Annotated in this window: 19 protein-coding genes and 1 tRNA gene; 9 read left to right on the forward strand and 11 right to left on the reverse strand. The window is 63.1% G+C overall.

Going from position 1 to position 18,116, the window contains the following annotated elements; genetic code table 11:
* A partial coding sequence (gene radC / locus DBR23_RS28145) for a DNA repair protein RadC (protein WP_108500263.1) occupies window positions 1–674 on the reverse strand: 674 nt, incomplete at its 3' end.
* Between the two features lie 90 nt (window positions 675–764).
* On the opposite strand from radC, the gene DBR23_RS28150 reads away from it, so the two are divergent.
* Both DBR23_RS28150 and ispH read left to right on the forward strand, forming a co-directional pair.
* On the forward strand, window positions 765–1,229 hold the full coding sequence (locus DBR23_RS28150) for a peptidylprolyl isomerase (RefSeq protein WP_108500264.1): 465 nt from the start codon (window positions 765–767) through the stop codon (window positions 1,227–1,229).
* Window positions 1,229–2,224 (forward strand): 4-hydroxy-3-methylbut-2-enyl diphosphate reductase, encoded by a 996-nt coding sequence (gene ispH, locus DBR23_RS28155; RefSeq protein WP_056060858.1) that lies wholly within the window; start codon window positions 1,229–1,231, stop codon window positions 2,222–2,224. The genes DBR23_RS28150 and ispH overlap by 1 nt, the downstream gene beginning before the upstream one ends.
* 129 nt (window positions 2,225–2,353) lie before the next feature.
* Here ispH and DBR23_RS28160 read toward each other — a convergent pair whose 3' ends face one another.
* The gene (locus DBR23_RS28160) at window positions 2,354–3,082 is read right to left on the reverse strand and encodes an HPP family protein (RefSeq protein ID WP_108500250.1); all 729 of its coding nucleotides are present in this window, start codon (window positions 3,080–3,082) and stop codon (window positions 2,354–2,356) included.
* Window positions 3,083–3,250: 168 nt separating this feature from the next.
* Here DBR23_RS28160 and DBR23_RS28165 point away from each other — a divergent pair, with 168 nt between their 5' ends.
* The 3 genes from DBR23_RS28165 to DBR23_RS28175 all read left to right on the forward strand — a co-directional run bounded on the left by DBR23_RS28165 (window position 3,251) and on the right by DBR23_RS28175 (window position 5,664).
* Window positions 3,251–4,192, forward strand: a complete 942-nt coding sequence (locus tag DBR23_RS28165) for a threonine/serine dehydratase (RefSeq protein ID WP_108500251.1) — start codon at window positions 3,251–3,253, stop codon at window positions 4,190–4,192.
* 32 nt (window positions 4,193–4,224) lie between these two features.
* Window positions 4,225–5,541 (forward strand): serine--tRNA ligase, encoded by a 1,317-nt coding sequence (gene serS / locus DBR23_RS28170; protein ID WP_108500252.1) that lies wholly within the window; start codon window positions 4,225–4,227, stop codon window positions 5,539–5,541.
* A gap of 33 nt (window positions 5,542–5,574) precedes the next feature.
* Window positions 5,575–5,664 (forward strand) — tRNA-Ser (locus DBR23_RS28175).
* 577 nt (window positions 5,665–6,241) lie between these two features.
* On the opposite strand, the gene DBR23_RS29830 is transcribed toward DBR23_RS28175, so the two are convergent.
* Both DBR23_RS29830 and DBR23_RS28185 read right to left on the reverse strand, forming a co-directional pair.
* Window positions 6,242–6,388 (reverse strand): hypothetical protein, encoded by a 147-nt coding sequence (locus tag DBR23_RS29830; protein ID WP_158276506.1) that lies wholly within the window; start codon window positions 6,386–6,388, stop codon window positions 6,242–6,244.
* A 3-nt stretch (window positions 6,389–6,391) separates the two neighbouring features.
* On the reverse strand, window positions 6,392–7,090 hold the full coding sequence (locus tag DBR23_RS28185) for an SOS response-associated peptidase (RefSeq protein WP_108500253.1): 699 nt from the start codon (window positions 7,088–7,090) through the stop codon (window positions 6,392–6,394).
* 36 nt (window positions 7,091–7,126) lie between these two features.
* On the opposite strand from DBR23_RS28185, the gene DBR23_RS28190 reads away from it, so the two are divergent.
* Window positions 7,127–7,573: a LexA family transcriptional regulator gene (locus DBR23_RS28190; protein WP_108500254.1), complete on the forward strand. Its 447-nt coding sequence runs from the start codon at window positions 7,127–7,129 to the stop codon at window positions 7,571–7,573.
* Window positions 7,574–7,593: 20 nt separating this feature from the next.
* Complete coding sequence (locus DBR23_RS28195; RefSeq protein ID WP_108500255.1) at window positions 7,594–8,892, forward strand: Y-family DNA polymerase; 1,299 nt, start codon at window positions 7,594–7,596, stop codon at window positions 8,890–8,892.
* A 225-nt stretch (window positions 8,893–9,117) separates the two neighbouring features.
* Here the strand turns inward: DBR23_RS28195 and DBR23_RS28200 are convergent, their stop codons facing one another.
* The 4 genes from DBR23_RS28200 to DBR23_RS28215 all read right to left on the reverse strand — a co-directional run bounded on the left by DBR23_RS28200 (window position 9,118) and on the right by DBR23_RS28215 (window position 12,684).
* A complete protein-coding gene (locus tag DBR23_RS28200; RefSeq protein ID WP_108500256.1) occupies window positions 9,118–9,771 on the reverse strand; it encodes a DUF599 domain-containing protein in 654 nt (217 codons plus the stop codon).
* A 90-nt stretch (window positions 9,772–9,861) separates the two neighbouring features.
* Window positions 9,862–11,151 (reverse strand): MFS transporter, encoded by a 1,290-nt coding sequence (locus DBR23_RS28205; RefSeq protein WP_108500257.1) that lies wholly within the window; start codon window positions 11,149–11,151, stop codon window positions 9,862–9,864.
* A 7-nt stretch (window positions 11,152–11,158) separates the two neighbouring features.
* Window positions 11,159–11,914, reverse strand: a complete 756-nt coding sequence (locus tag DBR23_RS28210; protein WP_108500258.1) for an MBL fold metallo-hydrolase — start codon at window positions 11,912–11,914, stop codon at window positions 11,159–11,161.
* A 101-nt stretch (window positions 11,915–12,015) separates the two neighbouring features.
* Window positions 12,016–12,684: a metalloregulator ArsR/SmtB family transcription factor gene (locus tag DBR23_RS28215; RefSeq protein ID WP_108500259.1), complete on the reverse strand. Its 669-nt coding sequence runs from the start codon at window positions 12,682–12,684 to the stop codon at window positions 12,016–12,018.
* 634 nt (window positions 12,685–13,318) lie between these two features.
* Between DBR23_RS28215 and DBR23_RS28220 the strand changes: the two genes are divergently transcribed.
* On the forward strand, window positions 13,319–14,257 hold the full coding sequence (locus DBR23_RS28220; protein ID WP_233250799.1) for a hypothetical protein: 939 nt from the start codon (window positions 13,319–13,321) through the stop codon (window positions 14,255–14,257).
* A gap of 1 nt (window position 14,258) precedes the next feature.
* Here the strand turns inward: DBR23_RS28220 and DBR23_RS28225 are convergent, their stop codons facing one another.
* Genes DBR23_RS28225 through DBR23_RS28235 form a run of 3 tightly spaced genes read right to left on the reverse strand, consistent with a single transcriptional unit; the run spans window position 14,259 to window position 16,440 of the window.
* Window positions 14,259–14,738, reverse strand: coding sequence for a hypothetical protein (locus DBR23_RS28225; RefSeq protein ID WP_108500260.1), 480 nt, complete (start codon window positions 14,736–14,738; stop codon window positions 14,259–14,261).
* Entirely contained in the window at window positions 14,735–15,856 is a 1,122-nt protein-coding gene (locus DBR23_RS28230) for an ImmA/IrrE family metallo-endopeptidase (protein WP_108500261.1), read from the reverse strand. The genes DBR23_RS28225 and DBR23_RS28230 overlap by 4 nt, the downstream gene beginning before the upstream one ends.
* Window positions 15,856–16,440, reverse strand: coding sequence for a hypothetical protein (locus DBR23_RS28235; protein WP_108500262.1), 585 nt, complete (start codon window positions 16,438–16,440; stop codon window positions 15,856–15,858). The genes DBR23_RS28230 and DBR23_RS28235 overlap by 1 nt, the downstream gene beginning before the upstream one ends.
* 386 nt (window positions 16,441–16,826) lie before the next feature.
* On the opposite strand from DBR23_RS28235, the gene DBR23_RS28240 reads away from it, so the two are divergent.
* Window positions 16,827–18,116 (forward strand): 3'-5' exonuclease (locus tag DBR23_RS28240; protein ID WP_304466253.1); only part of this gene is annotated, 1,290 nt, incomplete at its 3' end.

Raw genomic sequence — 18,116 nt, forward strand, 5'->3', positions numbered from 1 at the left:
GGCGCCACGATCACATGGTCGAGCACGCGCACGTCCACCAGTGCCAGAGTGGTCTTCAGGGTCTGGGTCAGCGCCTCGTCGGCGCGGCTGGGCTCCACGCTGCCGCTGGGGTGGTTGTGGGCCAGCACCACGGCGGCCGCCTGGTGGTGCAGGGCGCGCAGCACCACCTCGCGCGGGTACACGCTGGTCTGCGTGAGCGTGCCGCGAAACAGCTCCTCCAGCGCCAGCAGGCGGTTTTGTGCATCGAGGAACAGCACCGCAAACACCTCGTGCCCCTTGGCCGCCAGGTGCAGCTGCAGGTAGTGCTTGACGGTGTCGGGCGAGTCGAACACCTCGCGTTCGCGCAGCTGCTGGGCAAGTGCGCGGCGGGCCAGCTCCAGCACCGCCACCAGCTCGGCGCGCTTGGCGGGGCCCAGGCCCTTGATGCGCACCAGGTCGGCCGCGCTGGTGTGCAGCAGGCCGGCAATGCCGCCAAAGCCGCCGGTGATGGCGCCCGTGTCCGGGTCGATGCCGGGCGGGTCCAGCAGCTCCTGCGCCATCTGCAGCACGCCCTTGCCCACGATCCCCGTGCGCAGCAGGATGGCCAGCAGCTCGGCATCGGCCAGGGCGGCGGGGCCTCGCGCCAGCAGTTTTTCGCGGGGCTGGGCGTCGGCGGGCAGGTCTTTGAGGGGCATGGCGCGAGGGTCTTTGACGCCTGTCAGGGAGTGACGGGCGTAGGGCTTTGCCCGGTTTTCTACAATGCAGGCCAGTTTATCGGGACTTTCATGACCTCTATCGATGCCTCCGTTCCCACCGTCCAGCCGGGCTCTTTCCTCACCTTGCATTACCGTCTGGCGGGCCCTGCAGGCGATGTGATCAACACCTTTGCCGACAAACCCGCCACCCTGTCGCTGGGCACGGGCGACAACTCGCCCGCCATGGAGCAGCGCCTGCTGGGCCTGGCCGAGGGCACGCGCACCACGTTCGAGCTGCCTGCGGGCGAGGCCTTTGGCGAGCGCAATCCCGACATGCAGCAGTGGGTGGCGCGCAAGCTGATGAACGAACTGGGCGATCCCGACGAGAAGTACAACGTGGGCGACGTGGTGCAGTTCCCCACGCCCGACGGCCAGGGCAGCTACGCCGGGGCCGTGATGCAGGTGCGTGACGACGGCGCCGTGCTGTTCGACTTCAACCACCCGCTGGCGGGCCAGCCCGTGACCTTTGAAGTGCAGCTGATCGGGATCCTGTGATGCTGGCGCCGAAAGAAATCCTGCTGGCCGAGCCGCGTGGCTTTTGCGCCGGTGTGGACCGCGCCATCGAGATCGTGGAGCGCGCCATCCAGAAGTTTGGCGCCCCCATCTATGTGCGCCACGAGATCGTGCACAACACCTACGTGGTGAACGACCTCAAGGCCAAGGGCGCGATCTTCATCGAAGAGCTGTCGGATGTGCCCCCGGGCGCCACGCTGGTTTTCAGCGCCCATGGTGTGAGCAAGGCCGTGCAGCAGGAGGCCGAGGCGCGTGGCTTCAGCATTTTTGACGCAACCTGCCCGCTGGTGACCAAGGTACATGTCGAAGTGGCCAAGCTTGCCAAAGAGGGCTACGAGTTCATCATGATCGGCCACAAGGGCCACCCCGAGGTGGAGGGCACCATGGGCCAGCTCGACCACGGTATCCATCTGGTGGAAGACGTGGAGGACGTGGCCCGCGTGCAGCCCGCGCAGACCGAGAAGCTGGCGGTGGTCACGCAGACCACGCTGAGTGTGGACGACGCTGCCGAAATCTCTGCCGCCGTGCGGGCGCGCTTTCCGAATGTGCGCGAACCCAAACAGCAGGACATCTGCTACGCCACGCAGAACCGGCAGGACGCCGTCAAGGTGCTGAGCCCGCAGGTGGATGTGGTGATCGTGGTGGGCAGCCCCACCAGCTCCAACAGCAACCGCCTGCGCGAGCTGGCCGCCAAGCTGGGCACCACCGCCTACATGGTGGACAGTGCGGACGAGCTGCAGGGCGAGTGGTTCAAGGGCCGTTCGCGCGTGGGGCTCACTGCGGGTGCCTCCGCGCCTGAAATCCTGGTGCAGCAGGTCATCGACCGCATCAAGGCGCTGGGCGCTGTGTCGGTCCGCACCATGGCGGGCATCGAGGAAACCATCAAGTTCCCGCTGCCCAAGGGGCTCAAGATCGACGCGGCCACGGGGCTGGAGATTCGTGAGCGCACGCCAGAGACAGGTCCATCGGCCCACTGACGGTGGCGTGAAGGGCCGCCGGTGATCGTGCAAGGGCGCCAATAGGCGCCCTTTATATTCACTCCTGAATTGATAGCGATTGGCGCATATTCTTCTAGCGCCAGCGGCCATTTTTATTCAAATATGCCCTTACAAGGGCACGGCGGGCCCGCTCCACAGGTCCAGCGGCGGGTCGGCCGCCACGGCGCGCAGGATGTCGGTGCGCGAGATAAAGCCCGACAGCACGCCCGTCTCGTCCGTCACCGGCAGGCCGGGCAGGCCGGTGTCCAGCAGCACGGCAGCCACGCGGCGCAGCTCGGTGTCTGGGGACACCGTGGGCACCGGGCTCACCATCACCTCGGCCACCGGGCGGCGGGCCAGGTCGATGGCCTGTTTGACGGCGCCGGGCTCGGGCAGCAGGTCCAGTGGCGCCATGTCGGCCCTCAGCAGCAGTCCGATCACACGGCCCAGCACATCGACGACGGGCGCTTGCGCCACTTTGTGCTCGGCCAGGGTCTGCCAGGCATCGTTCACACGCACGTCGGGCGCCACACTCACGCCGCCGGTGGTCATCACATCGCTCACCTTGGTCAACGGCTGGCGGGTGCTGGCCTGGGGGCCTTGCTCGGTCTGTGCGTAGGCGCTCACCGCGTCGTGCATGCGCAGGTTGACGATGGCCGCAGGCGCAGCAGCGTTGGTGTCGGCCGCAGTGGGGCGGGGCGGGGCCGTGAAGACGGGCCCTGGCTGGCCATCTTGTGCGTCCATGGCCCGCGTGCGCAGGGCCTGCGGGCGCTGCACGCTGCGCACCGCAGAAATACGTGCCAGGTTTTCGGGGCCGCCCCGGTACATCTGGCCTGACGGGCCGAACACAAAGAACATGGTTTTTCTCCTGCGCGCAGGCCGGCCAACGCGGTGGGGTGGGGACTGCTCTGCCCATGTTATCGGCAGTTGTGCGGCGCGCGTGCAGTCAGCGTTGTGTCTGCATGTTGCGGGCAGCCCCTACACTGCCCCCTTCTTTCGACATCACCTGCCATTCGGAGCCTCTGCATGATCGACCGCGCCGCTATCGCCGCCGCCCGCCGCCAACTGGCCACCCAGCCCGACTTTTTGCGCACCACGCCGCTGATGCGCCTGTCCGGCAAGTCCTTGGGCGTGGACTGTGCCGAGGTCTGGCTCAAGCTGGAGCATTTGCAGGTGGGCGGCAGCTTCAAGGCGCGGGGCATGTTGTACCGTCTGCTGGCCAACCCGGTGCCCGAGAGCGGCGTGATCATTGCCTCCGGCGGCAACGCCGGCATTGCCGTGGCGGCGGCCGCCCAGGCCCTGGGGGTGCGCTGCGAGGTCTTTGTGCCCGAGGTCTCGCCCGAGGCCAAGCGTGCCCGCCTGCGCGCGTTGGGGGCAGAGGTGGTCGTCACCGGTGCCGCATATTCCGAAGCCTTTGAAGCCTGCCTGGCCCGCCAGAAGGCCACGGGTGCGCTGCAGGCCCATGCCTACGACCAGCCCGAAGTGGTAGCGGGTGCGGGCACGCTGGCGCTGGAGGCGGAAGAGCAGGGCGGCCGCCTGCCCGACACGGTGCTGGTCAGCGTGGGCGGCGGTGGCCTCATCGGCGGCGTGGCCGCGTGGGTGGAAAGCCGCGCCCATGTGGTCGCACTGGAGCCCGAACGCGCGCCTACGCTGCACGCCGCGCGGGCTGCGGGCCAGCCCGTGGATGTGGATGTAGGTGGCGTGGCTGCAGACTCGCTGGGCGCCCGCCGCATCGGGGCGATCAGCTGGGAGGTGAGCCAACGCCATGTGCACGACGCGCTGCTGCTGCCCGATGACGCCATCCGCGCGGCCCAGCTGTGGCTGTGGAAGGAACTGAAGTTGGCCGTGGAGCCCGCCGCCGCGCTGGGCTTGGCAGCTTTGCAAACCCGCGCCTACAAGCCCCAGCCGCAAGAAGCGGTGGCCCTGATTCTCTGCGGCGCCAACTTTGATCCGGCCAGCCTTGCCTGAGCCGGTGCCGACCACCCCCTTAAAATCCTGCAATGCTTGACATTCTTCTCCTCCGCAAAGACCTCGACACCGCCATCGCGCGGCTGGAAACCCGCAAAAAGCCCCAGGCCTTCCTGGACGTCTCCGCTTTCCAGGCCCTGGAGTCCGAGCGCAAGACGCTGCAGACCCGAACCGAAGAGCTGCAGGCCCAGCGCAACCAGCTGTCCAAGCAGGTCGGCATGCTGATGAGCCGGGGTGACAAGGACGGCGCCGAAGCCGTCAAGGCCCAGGTGGCCGCAGGCAAGGTGGAGCTGGAGCAATCCGCCGCGCGCCTGGAGCAGATCCAATCCGAACTGTTGGCCATGTTGGTGGCCGTGCCCAACTTGCCGCACGAGTCCGTGCCGGTGGGCAGCGACGAAGCTGGCAATGTGGAAGTGCGCCGCTGGGGCGCGCCTGCCAATTTCGATTTCGAGGTGAAAGACCATGTCGATGTCGGCACGCCCCTGGGCCTCGATTTCGACATGGGCGTCAAGCTGTCGGGCTCGCGCTTCACCGTGATGAAGGGCCCCATCGCCCGCCTGCACCGCGCATTGAGCCAGTTCATGCTGGACGTGCAGACGCAAGAGCACGGCTACACCGAGTGCTACGTGCCCTATGCCGTGAACGCCGACTCGCTCAAGGGCACAGGCCAGTTGCCCAAGTTCGAAGGCGACCTGTTCGCTGCCAAGAAGGGCGGCCAAGATGGAGAGCCCGTGCCCGACAACGCGGCCCTCTACCTCATCCCGACCAGCGAAGTGCCGCTGACCAACTTTGTGCGCGACGTGGTGGTGGCCGAGTCCGATCTGCCCATCAAGCTCACGGCCCACACGCCATGCTTCCGCTCTGAAGCGGGCAGCTACGGCCGTGACACGCGCGGCATGATCCGCCAGCACCAGTTCGACAAGGTCGAGATGGTGCAGATCGTGCACCCCGACAAGAGCTACGAAGCGCTGGAGGAAATGACCCGCCACGCAGAAGCCGTGCTGCAAAAGCTGGGCCTGCCCTACCGCGTGATGAGCCTGTGCACCGGCGACATGGGCTTTGGCGCCGCCAAGACCTACGACCTGGAAGTGTGGCTGCCCGCGCAGAACACCTACCGCGAGATCAGCTCGGTGAGCAACTGCGAAGCCTTCCAGGCCCGCCGCCTGCAAGCCCGCTTCAAGAATGCCCAAGGCAAGAACGAGCTGCTGCACACCCTGAACGGCTCGGGCCTGGCCGTGGGCCGCACGCTGGTGGCAGTGCTCGAAAACTACCAGCAAGCCGACGGCAGCGTGACGGTGCCCGAGGTGCTGCGCCCCTACCTGGGCGGCACTGCTGTGCTCAAGCCCTGAAAATCTGGCTATAATCGAAGGCTTCGACACATAGGAGAGGTGGCAGAGTGGTCGAATGTACCTGACTCGAAATCAGGCGTAGTGGCAACACTACCGTGGGTTCGAATCCCACCCTCTCCGCCAATACATAACCCCAAGTGATTGATTCACTTGGGGTTTTTTGTTTTTGGTCCTGTTCGGTGTGCCATCTGGTATGCCATGGCATATTGTTTTTTCTTACATCTGTTTGGACATCGTTGGAGTGCATGCAACGCGTAAGACCTGTCTTCGTCGCCCCGGAGTGCAGCACCGCAAACGCCTCATAGCAAAGCTCGCGCAACTGCGGCCGGGGTGTGATGACCGGTGGCGTGCCATTCGCAAAGAACTGCGGGCATTGCGCAAAGGAGGTGGGTTCGGGCGTGAGCAGCGCCGCACTGTCGAACTGCTGAGAACGTGCCCAGGAAAGATTCGGGAGTGCAACGCTGGCAAGAGACAGGGCCAGCACTGCCGCCAGGCGCACACGGCCTGGCCAAGAGAACAAACGATTCACAGAAGGAGCAATCGGGTCGAACAAAACGGAGCCCGATTGGAGCACCAATCACCTCTCGCTTCTGGCCCGAATGCTCGGGTCCCGCAGGGTTTTACAGCTGCTTGCAGAGATGGGGCCACAAACAGAAAGGGCTCCCAAAGGGAGCCCGATCTGCCTGCCCGCCCCTGCGGTTCAGTTAACACTCCCCATGGCAACAGCACCCGCAAATGCGATGTGCGACCACCATGGGAAGTCTTGCAACTGCTTCAATTCAACCCAAGCAGTTGGTATGCCAAGTTCCATGGCGCTGAATTCGCCAAAGGGTGAGGGCTTCTTCATGCATCACACTGATTCGACAGGTAACTCTACCTGCTGTGCCGGATCTTTCGCCCGGTGCACAAACAGCTCCAGTGGCGGCACTTTGATCAGCGCCTCTGCCTGCTCGATAGTGCCTCGCAGCCAAGTATCCCAGTCCCCCTTTTCCAGCGGCACCACGGTACGCTTGTCCTGCATGTCGGGCGCGCGCTTGGGGTCAGGCCGGTGCATCAGGTTGAGAACCGGCACGTCGTCGCAGTTCTGCGTGATCATGGTGTAGCTGGGCAGCACCTCACCCGTGGCCGGGTCGGTCCACTCGCTCCACAGGCCCGCCAGGCCCCAGGGCTCGCTATCGGCCCGCTCGAACTGCCAGGGGATGTGCTTCTTGGTCCCCCAGTAGGGTTCGACATACAACTGGGCGGGGATGATGCAGCGCTGCCCCTTGCGCCAGGGGCCGCCGTAGGTCCATGACTTGGCCATGCCCTCGCGCCGGGCGTTGAAGGTGCTCAGGCGCTTGCCCTCCTTGCCTGTAGGGATGTGTGTCTTGGAGTTTGGCGGGATCATGCCCCACTGCCCTACCACCAGCTCGCCCCCGGCTTCGCCCTTGGCCCGCAGGAACGGCCCACGGTACAGCGGGCTCATCTTGTCGCGCCACTCTTCCTCGGGCACGTCACCGAAGTGCAGCACCAGCTGCTCGCGGCCCGGGACCTCGTAGTAGGTACACATGGCAACATTCTGGCAGCAGGGAGCTATACTGTAAATATGTACAGTCTTTGGAATTCCCCGCTACCGGTGCCGTACGACACGGCGGCGCAGTCGCTGGCCTTGCCCCTGTGCGGGGTGAGCGTGCGCGCGGGGTTTCCCTCGCCAGCTGACGACTTCGTGGTGGAGCGGCTGGACATCATGAAGCTGCTGGCCAAGCACCCCCAGGCCACCTATTTCTGGCGCGTGCGGGGGGATTCGATGCGCGACGCTGGCATTGATGACGGCTGCATCATCGCGGTGGACCGGGCGATCAAGCCCAAGCACAACAGCATCGTCGTGGCCATTGTGGACGGCGAATGCACCGTGAAGTATCTGCACCAGCGCGCCGGCCGCATCAAGCTGCGCGCGGCCAACCCTACCTATCCCGACATCATTCCCCGAGAAAGCCAGACCATTGAGGTGTGGGGCGTGGTGAGTGGGTGCGTGAAGCTGTTTCTCACCTGATCTGATGGACGGAGGCCAGCATGTATGCGCTGGTGGATGGCAACAACTTTTACGTGAGCTGCGAGCGGGTGTTCCGCCCCAGCCTGAACGGCCGCCCGGTGGTGGTGCTGAGCAACAACGACGGCTGCGCCATCGCCCGCAGCAATGAGGCCAAGGCCCTGGGCATCAAGATGGGGGCGCCGTGGTTCCAGATACGGCACATGGAAGAGACCCACGGCCTGGTGGCCTTGAGTGCCAACTTCACGCTGTACGGCGACATGAGCAACCGGATGATGAGCCTGGCGGCGGGACTGGGCCCCTCGCAGGAGATCTACAGCATCGATGAGTCGTTTGTCGGCCTGCAAGGGCTGCGGGGCGACCTGATCACACGCAGCCACGCCATCCGCGCGCGCATCCACCAGTGGGTAGGCATTCCTTGCGGTATCGGGATTGGCCAGACCAAGACACTGGCAAAGCTGGCCAATCACATCGCCAAGACGGCCGAGCGCAAACCGGGGAGCTACCCGGCCGAGTTGGCCCAGGTGTGCAACCTGACCGCACTTCCTGCCCAAGACCTGGACGATGTGCTGGCCAGCACGCTGGTGGAAGAAGTTTGGGGCGTGGGCCGCAAGATCGGCGCGCAACTGCATCAGTGCGGCGTGCATACGGTCCTGGACCTGGCCCGGCTGGACCCAGCCATGGTGCGTAGGCGCTGGAGCGTGGTGCTTGAGCGCACAGTACGTGAACTGCAGGGCATTCAGTGCATCGAGCTGGATGACGCGCCCGAGCCCAAGAGAGAGATCGCCTGCACCCGGTCGTTTGGCCAGGCAGTGACCGAGCTGCCGCCGCTGGTGGAAGCCGTGAGCGAGTTCGCCAGCCGTGCGGCCGAGAAGCTGCGCAAACAAGGCAGTCTGGCCAGCCAGCTGCTGGTGTTCTGCCACACCTCGCCGTTCCGGCCCGGACCCCGATTCAACCGCAGCATCGTGGTGCCACTGCGCCGGCCTACGGCTGACACGGGAAAGCTGGTGTGGGCGGCTGTAGCTGGCATGCGCCGCATGTACGAGCCTGGGTACAAGATGGCCAAGGCAGGGGTGATGCTGCTGGACCTGGTGCCGGGCAATGCGCTGCAGGGAGAGCTGGATCTGGAGGATGAAGACCACCGGGATCGCACCCAGCTGATGGTGGCTTTGGATGCGCTCAACCAGCGCTATGGCAAGGGCACTGTGCATTCAGGTGCCACGGGCGGCACCAACAAGGGCAAGGACTGGGGGATGAGGCAGGAGAGGCGCACACCTCAGTACACGACGCGGTGGGAGGATGTGCCGGTAGCGAGGGCCTAAGAGTGGGGGAGCTCCCACGCTCGAGGTCGACTCTGCAGCGATTCCAGTCTTTTGCGGCAGATAGTCGGAGTTCTGCTCCGGGGCACGAAGCAATCATAGAGTCAGCTCATGACTCGGGGAAGCCACGGGCGCTTCACGAATGCTGCTCTGAACCGGCGCGGGTGACGATGAAAGCAGACAGGTACTCGCCGACATCGACCGAGAAGCCATCCTCACGCGGCTGCGTTAATCGCTTTCAATTCTGTATCGGTCAAACTGAACGAGAGCTGCCACCACGACCAGTGCTCCTGCTACGCCGGCCACAGGGTGCAGGACAAAAGCAACTATGGGGACTAGCAGCATCAGCTGCCGCAGGCCCCAGCTGTAGAGCAGGCCGGCCTTGCGTACATACGCAGTACCAGTAGTCGCCCAGCGTTTGCGTTGGGGTGTACCAACGGGCATCCCACCGATGAAGCTTGCGTGGTTGTAGTAGCGCACCGCCATGACGGAAGCCACGAGCGAAGCAAATAGCAGGCAAAGCAACACTAGCTCCATCGCCAGGCGGGGGGTGACATGCGGCCAAGCGGCACTATCAGTGGCCGCCTGGCCCAAAGTGTCGCGTAGCGTGGGAGCGGTGAGAGAAAGCGATCCCATGAGGCCCAATACAGCAGTGGAAGCCGCCATAGTGGCAGACATCAGCGAGTTTCGCAGAGTCTGGACCGCTAGGATCTCAGACCCTGGCTGCGCAGAAATTGCGGCAAACCAATCTTCGCGCAGTAATGCGTGGGCCGATCGCGCCAATCGTTGAGGGGTGCGCCGTTGCGCTACGGCCAGCCAGATCTCGTACGCAGCAACAATGCCCAAAGTGAAGATGACGGCAAGCCAGGAGGTGTTATTCATTGTCCTTTCCTCCTATGAGGTAGCGTGAGGCACACTGCATGTTGTCTGAGGTAGCGCTTAGCAACAACGAGGTGATCGCCTGGGCTGAGATCAGCATTTCTCTAATCCAGCGGGATTGAGCTTTGGGTGTGTCTCGTCACCCCAGCGCAACAGGACGGCACCTGACATCCACATGGCAACGGCGACGAACCAGAAAGCGTTTACCAGCCCACCACCCCATGCTGCGGCTGCGCCTAGGCCCATTGCACCGACGCCGTAGCCTAGGTCGCGCCAGAACCTATAGATGCCGATGGCCGAAGCCCGCCAACGGGGGTGTGCAATATCGGCTACCGCAGCGCTCAGGTTTGGATAGAGCATGGCCATGCCAATACCGGCAGTGGCAGCAGACAGGCTCCACCACAACGATCCAGCCCCGAGCGGCATGAGCGCGACCCCGGCTCCACAAATCCACATTCCCCACACATTCAACAGGTGCCGCCCCACACGGTCAGAGAGCCTGCCTGTGAAGAACTGCGCGGCGCCCCAGGTGAAGCCGTAGACGCCCACTGTCCAACCAATGCCTGGCAGACTCAGCCCTTGCTGGTGCAGGTAGATTGGCCACAAGGCCCAGACGAGCGCATCCACAAACTTCTCGACCAGTCCGGCCTGGCAAAGGGCTGCCATCCGCCGGTCGCGCCAACTCATCAAGAAGAACATCTCTGCGGTTGATGGATGCTCACTCACTGCCTCGGGATACCGTGGTCGAAACACTGTGGCGCCAGCCCCTTTGTGCTTTTTCACCTCGTCGTGCGCCCAGGGCAGGGTTTCAGCGACGAATGTCCACGCCTGCATTGTCGCCAGTCCTATGACTGCCCCGCCAAACCACAGCAGGCCTGAACGTGGCCCGAGCATGGAGGCGAGGTAGCCGGTTGCGACACCTGCGATGGCAAGCCCCAGGTAGCCCGAGAACTCATTGAGGCCAATCACAAGGCCGCGCTGGTCGGCGCGCGTGAAGTCAAGTTTGGCGGTCTGCGTCATCGACCAGGTCAGCCCCTGATTGACGCCCAACAAGACCGTGGCGAAGACCACCCAGGACCAGCTCTGCGAAAAGTAGATCAGCACCGGGATAGGCCAGGCCACCAGCCAGCCGAACAGCAGCACCCGCTTGCGCCCCAGTTCCTCTGCCAGGCGTCCCGCGGCGAAGTTCATCGTGCCTTTGACAAAACCAAAGGCCACCACAAACGCCACCAGCAGCATGAACGATCCGCGCGGAACGCCGAACTCAGTCTCGGCCAGTGCGGGCACAACATTGCGCATCATGCCAATGGTCATTCCCACCAGCAGCACCTGCAGCAGCTGGTGCAGGAACTGACAGAGATTGGCGCGGATACCGAAATTCATCACCAGCTCAGACAGTTGCTGAGGCCGGGGCCGTGCCACGCAGATTGGCTTGCACGATCTGCTCCATGTCCGCAGGCTGTGGCGGGATATCGGCAGTCAGTGCAGAGACAAAAGCATCCCTGGACATCGAAAGCATGGGATTGAATCGTTTTTCAAAACCGATGGTTGACGCGGGTTTGCCAGACAGCCCTGCACCGCAGCTGCTTCCCGCCTGGTGGCCCGGGTAGATTTCGAGTTCGGCGGGCAACGACAGTAGCTTGGTATGAAGCGTGTCGTAGAGCTGCGCAGCCATTTCACGCTCGTGTCCCGCCAGATCGGGACGGCCGACTGCGCCCACGAAGAGCGTGTCGCCTGTGATGACAAACCAGGGGTCATCACCACGGCGCAGGTCTCGAACCAGCAGACACACGCTGTCAGGGGTGTGACCCGGTGTGTGAATGACGTCCACCAGTACGTTGCCGGATTCCAAGCGCTGCCCGTCGCGCAGCGGAGACAACGCGAAGGTGGCCCTTCCGAGATTGCTTTCATGAAGGTAGTAGGTGGCACCCGCAAGGCGTGCAAGTTCTGCTCCGCCCGAGTAGTGGTCCGCGTGAACATGGGTGTCGATGACGTGCGCAATGCGCACCCCAGCCTTTTCCGCTTCTTGGAGAAACCAGTTCTCGTCACCGGCCACTACATCGACTGCGACGGCCTTTTGAAGACCGGCGCAGCCGAAGAAATAGGAGAGCGTGGCGTTAGCGGCCGGGCGTTGGCGAAAGAACATGGCTATCTCCTGTGTAGGGTTCCGAGGAGGGGGGCTGGCTTTGGGGAGTAAGGGCTGGGACACGGGTCAAGCGGTTGATCGATGCCCCCACGTCAGTGGCCTCATTCAGACCCTGTCGGGCTGGTAATAGGCAACCCGCGGGCGCGCCATTCCGCTACCCCGTCGGCAAGATGGAATGCCTGGTATCCCTTCTTGCGCAGCAGTTCTGTGGCGGCCTTTGCCATGAGGCAGAACGGGCCCCGGCAATACGCCACTACGGGCACATCCTTGGGCAACTCGGCTAGGCGCTTTTTGAGTTCTTCGATGGGAAGCGAGCGGGCGTGCGGTAAATGCGCCACGCTGAACTCCGCTTGGGGTCGGACGTCCAGGACGGTGATTTCTCCTGCAGCGGCCCGGCGCAGGATTTCGCTGCGATCAATACCTTTAAGGTCGGCACCCGGCTCCGCAATCGCCGCCAGCGCCATTTGCAGCTCGACTAGGCGCTCCTCCGCCTCTGTGCGGAGGGTGACCCACAAGTCGGCCACGCTGCTGCTGGTCAGGCGGTACACCACGTACTTGCCTTCTTTGCGCGTATCCACCAGGCGCGCCATGCGCAGTTCCTTCAGGTGGGCACTGGCGAGTTTGACGCTGATCTCGGCCTGGGCCGCCAGGGTCTCGACGGTCTTCTCGCCCTGGCACAACAACTCGATGAGTTCCAACCGCTTGGGGCTGGCAATGGCTTTGCCAATACGGGCAACTTGCTCATAGAGCTGGTTTTTAAGTTCTCTCATGCGTACATTCTAGTGAATATTAGATTGAGATGGGCATTTTGATACGAGCGACTTGGAAGTCTGGGAGTTTTCTATGGCCTACAGCCCTACGGAACTACCGCGACGCGAGGAGCCAACGCACTGTTCGAACCTGATCAATCGTTTCTGACTTCAGGGCAACTGACGAGATCGGGTGGGGAAGGGATGAAGTGGCGGAGATATTTATGCTGACGAGCATCCCCTTGGCGTGCTGAGGTGAGGTTCATTGGCGCTCGACATCCAGAACTTTTCCTGGGGGCGAACTGATCCCGGAACGTCCAATATGGGAGAAAGCAGATGTTGCGCTTAATGGGCTGATTGACCGCAACCAGCCTATGGCGGTCAACCTTCGAAGACGGCTCAGCAGCGGTTAAACTCCCTGGACAATGGCGGAGGCCCTTCCGCTCACTCTATGGCACGACGGCTAACCAACACGCTATTGGAGTAAGCTTTCTCGATGAGTTGCAACATCGTCCCTGTGGGCCGGCGCCGAGACGGCGGCACCCGGTATTGGTGCCTTGGGCATCACGCAAACGCTACGGCTAAATACGGCACTCCGGCGGAGAAATGCGTAGCGGCCGACGACGAGCCTATCGCGCCCGAGGACACTCTGGACTTGGACTTCAGCCGCTACCCCGGCGGCATTGCGTTGTGGGGATCCGTGCCCGCCGTCTATGACACTACGAACAAGCCCATCGACCGAGGCATTCACGTGCACGCGCGGCTCGAAAAAGGCGGGGAGAAAGTGGTTGACCGAACGTATCGCAAGCTGCGCATCCCTCTCGCGAAGGATTTGCTCTCCGACGGGTGGGCAGAGGTCGACGAAATCGACGCCATCAACTACATGGTTTCAGCCGTGTTCGGCTTCCAGACGATCACGGTTAACTGCACCTACTGTGGCTTTCCACACCTAGACCGCGACTGGTTCGCCGTCCATGCGCACCGTCGCCACCAATGCCACGGCTGCGGCAAGCAGTTTTCCGACAACGGCCCGGGCGTGGGCAATCCCTTGGCAACCGTGAGGCATATGCTGGGCGCGCAGAAGCCCAAGCTCGTGCCGGCGAAGAAGAAGGTCACATTCAAGCAGCGCGACTTTCCGGGGGGCGTGCAGATCTGGGGCTCGAATCCGGCGATCCTGTGGACCTCAACGCGTGCTGAGGAGGATGGTATCCACGTGCACGCTTTCAAGACAGCCGACGAGGAGATGCCCAGTGGCCTGGACGACACGTTCACAGAGGTTGTGATCGACGGCATGGTGCTCGACGCCACGCATGTGCGCGCCTTTATGGCGCAGTCGGCCATGCCGCACCTGGAGGGCAGAGTTCTGGATCTGGTCTGCCCCGGCTGCGGAGATCATCACTTTGACGAAGGAGAGCACGCGTTCACGCCGCACATCGAGCATCGTTGCGGCTCGTGCGGACTCTGTTTCTGCGCCCGCGGCCAGATGAAGAAGACAATCGCTAATCCGTTTGCAGGCGTGCGTCATGCTCTCGCGAAGCTCGCGCCCAACCCCTTGCGCAACGACAAGCTGGGGCTGCGCCCGGAAACGATCTGAGCTAAAAATCGGCTTGGTCGATTGCGGGTAGGAATCCTCCCCGCTCGCGCATCAAGCAGTAGGCGGCGAACGCCTCTGCCTGAGTGAGTAGTCCCGCCTTCACCGTCTCGCGCAACAGGCCGATGGAGCCGGTTAGGCGATCTTCACCAAGAACTTTCACGATCACCTTGCGCGCCGCTTTGTCGTCGCAAGCGACCGAGGAGCCTAACTCCGATGCGGCTAGGATGCACTCGGTCTCGCCGTTGTCCAACTGCCACTCCGCTTTCGCCCTGAGGAAGCGCGAGACGCTGATCAACTTGTCGTCGACCAGCGTGAGACGCCCGGCCGCGACTGCCGCATCGATCGCCTGTGCGACGGTGCGCGATTCGTCACGCACGACGCCGCTCACTTGGAACGATGTGTTCTGAAGGCGCAGGACTTTCGAAAGGACTTCGCCATTGGCGAGGTTCAGGAGGGTTGAAGCGTCCAGGATCTGGATCACGCGGCTATTTCAGCGTTGGCAACAAACAGCGCGGAGACTGGTGTGTTAAGGAGCTCCGCAGCGCGTCCCACCGAAATCTCCCCGGCCCTCACCTTACGCGCTGCTGCTTGCAGAAGCGCAGGGGACGCGTCCACCTGGATGTCAGGCCGCGGTGGGATGCCTAGCTCTGCGGCGCGCCGCTCAGGATTCTTGTGGTCGTCCTGCAGCTTTTGGTATAGAGCGCGCGCGCCCTGCGGCGGTACCAAGCCTAGGCCTTCGCATCGGCGCGCGGCGACCTCGAAGCTGACGTGGAACAGGTGCGCCAGCCACAAGATCTCGATGTCGCCTAGAGGCCCCTTGGCCCCGAGTTGCTCTCGAATCGCCTTTATTGCGAGCAGCACGCCGTGACGCGGCAGCACGAGGGCCGAGCCGAACGCGTCAGCAAACTTCTCTTCGAGCTTGCGCGGACCGCCTGGAATGCCATCGAAGTCCTCTTGGCGATCAAGGTGCGCGTAGCCGCTCGCCTGATCGTCGTGGTGCGCGACCAAGTGCCCAAACTCGTGAGCCATGGTGAAGAGCAGGCGGGGCTTGAACGCTCGCGCGCCTAAGATCATCAGCGCATAGCCCTCAACGATGACAGACACCCCTTCGATGGCCGAGTCCCGTGAATAGAGAACGATGACGCCAAGCTCGTGGGCGACTTGCGGCAGGCGCGGGAAGGGCTCTTTGTCGTCGAGGCCAGCGAATGCCTTGCGGAAAAGTTGCGCAAATTCTTCAGCCGCCTCCAATTTTGGCTCCATGCCCCTGAACAGATTGAGCCACGCAGTGTTGCGGGGCATGCCTCGTGCAATTGCCAGCGCGTCGCGAACTTGGGCGGACACGACGTCGACCTCCGAGGAAACCTCAACCGCACGCTGCCCTAGGGTGTGACGGAATAGCGCCTTAACTGGTTCAGCGGGTTCCGCGTCCAGCAAGCTCTCCAAAGGCAAGCGCATAGCCTTGGCGATGGCCCGCATCTCCGCCAGACTCGCGTCGGCACCAGCGGCGATCTGCGCAAACCGCTCGGAGGACAGCTTCGCCTTCGTGGCGATCTGGTCGGCGGCGAGCTTCCGGCTGACCAAGTGCTCGCCGATATTCATCACGCCGCCGCCTCGCGCTTGATGTCCATCAGCTCCCGACGCAGCCGATCCGCCTGCTCGTCAGTGAGCTTGCGGTGGCGCCCGACGATCTGGGCTACGCGTGGCCCCGAGCGGTCGAAGAGACTCGAAAGAATGTCGACGGTCCGCTCGCGTCCCAATTCAACCTCGCGCGGGGATTCGAGCACCACCGGATTCTGTCCCACTAAGTAGTTTTTGATTCGGTTTTCGAATGACTCCGGCTTGTGGGTGTCCCGAGGGTGCTGGTAGCCGTCGGCGGTTACGATGATGTTGCCTATCTTCTTGCCCGCTTCGAAGCGCAGGGCGTTCTCGGGAAATTTTCGCAAGGCAGCGAGTTGGTCTTCAAGCTTCTCTGCGATCTCCAAGCCGCCGATCACATATTGCCGATGCTTGGGCCCCATACTGCCGCTGATCACGAAGATCTGGTCGCCAGGGCGGACGAGGCGGCGTAGGTCCGGTCTACAAGAGCCCATAGTTGGCCGCGATCCGGTGGTGAGCAACGGGTCGGCCAGCGGGTGGCCCATGCCAGGATCAGATTTGGGCGAGATAAAGATGTAGCTGGACACGGCACCCTCCTAGAAGTTGCGATAGGCCTGTATTTTTAGACAGTATCAATTTTTGTGCAAGCACCATCGGCACGGAAGCGCTCCAATGCGTACCCATTTCAATGGGCCATGCCCGTCTTCTGACTTGCTCTTCTATTGCCGGTCCGTCAAGCACGGCCAGATGGCACTGCGCTACCGACTCAGAACCACGCCCAAATGCGCCGCAGTAAGGCGGGTGCTGGTCGGGCAGGACGGAATACATAACGGGTTGGTTTGCGCATGGTCTTCTCGGTGTCGGTTTTTGCATTACTGTACAAAAAATCAGTATCATGCGCAAGATCGCCACGGCACCTCCAGCTCTCGCCCGAGGGGCAGAATTGCCGTGCCTGCGTCCTCTTCGCCACCTGATGTCATCAGCCCTCGCTCCCACCGAACTCCGGGGCTTCATCCTCACCCGCAACTGGCGCGATCTCCCAGACGGCACTGAGATTGAATACTGGCTGGCCACCGACGACGGGCCTAAGAAGGTGCTTCTGACCCGGCAGAGCTCGGTCGCCTTTCTGCCTGTTCGCCACCGGGCTGCGGCACAAGCTTCACTGGCGAGCCTGCAGGGCCTGGAGGTGAAGGAACTCGGTCTGAAGACATTCGATCAGCAGCCCGTCCTCGGTGTCTACGCCCGCAGGTTCCGCGATCTCGGCAAGCTGGCGCGCGCACTCCAGCCACTGGGGATCCCGCTCTACGAAGCGGATGTCCGCCCGCACGATCGCTACCTGATGGAGCGGTTCATCACGGCCGGTGTTCTGGTCGAGGGCGGCCAGCGCGAAGGTTCGACCATCCTCGACGGCAGGTTGAAGCCCGCGTCTGGTTGGCGCCCGGTGTTGAAGGTGGTGTCGCTGGACATCGAGACGAGCGCGACCGAGGAGTTGTACTCCATCGCACTGGATGGTGCGGGTGACCGGGTGGTGTTCATGCTGGGGGAAGCACCAGAGTCTGTGTCGGCGCCAGCTGTGTCGCCGATGGACTTCAGGCTTGTGTACTGCTCAACTCGCAGGGCGATGATCGAGCAGCTCAATGCCTGGTTTGCGGACCATGACCCGGATGTCATCGTCGGCTGGAGCGTGATCCAGTTCGATCTCCGGGTGCTGCAAAAGACCGCGGACGCGAACTCCGTGCAACTGCTGCTCGGACGCGAGCGCCGCCCCATCGCGTGGCGTACGCACCCCGGCCGGCAGGGCTACCTGTTCGCGCCCATGCCCGGGCGTGTGGTTGTCGATGGTATCGAAGCACTGCGGGCGGGCATGTGGAGCTTTCCGTCGTTCAGCCTCGAAGCGGTCTCGCAAAAACTGCTCGGTGAGGGCAAGGAAATCGGCGATGCCTACGACAAGATGGCCGAGATTGAGCGGCGCTACCAGGAAGACAAGCCGGCGCTGGCCAGCTACAACATCCGTGATTGCGCGCTGGTCCTGCGCATCTTCGACAAACTGGAGTTGCTGCCGTTCGTACTGGAGCGAGCCCAGACTACAGGCTTGCAGATAGATCACTTCGGCGGCTCCATCGCCGCATTCAGCCACCACTATCTGCCGCGCATGCACCGCCTGGGCTACGTAGCGCCCAACGTGGGTGACATCGCGGCCAAGGCCTTTCCAGGCGGTTATGTGATGGACTCCACCCCGGGCTTCTACGACTCAGTCGTGGTC

Origin of the sequence: Acidovorax sp. HMWF018 (assembly GCF_003061035.1) — a bacterium.
Classification (GTDB): Bacteria; Pseudomonadota; Gammaproteobacteria; order Burkholderiales; family Burkholderiaceae_C; genus Acidovorax; species Acidovorax delafieldii.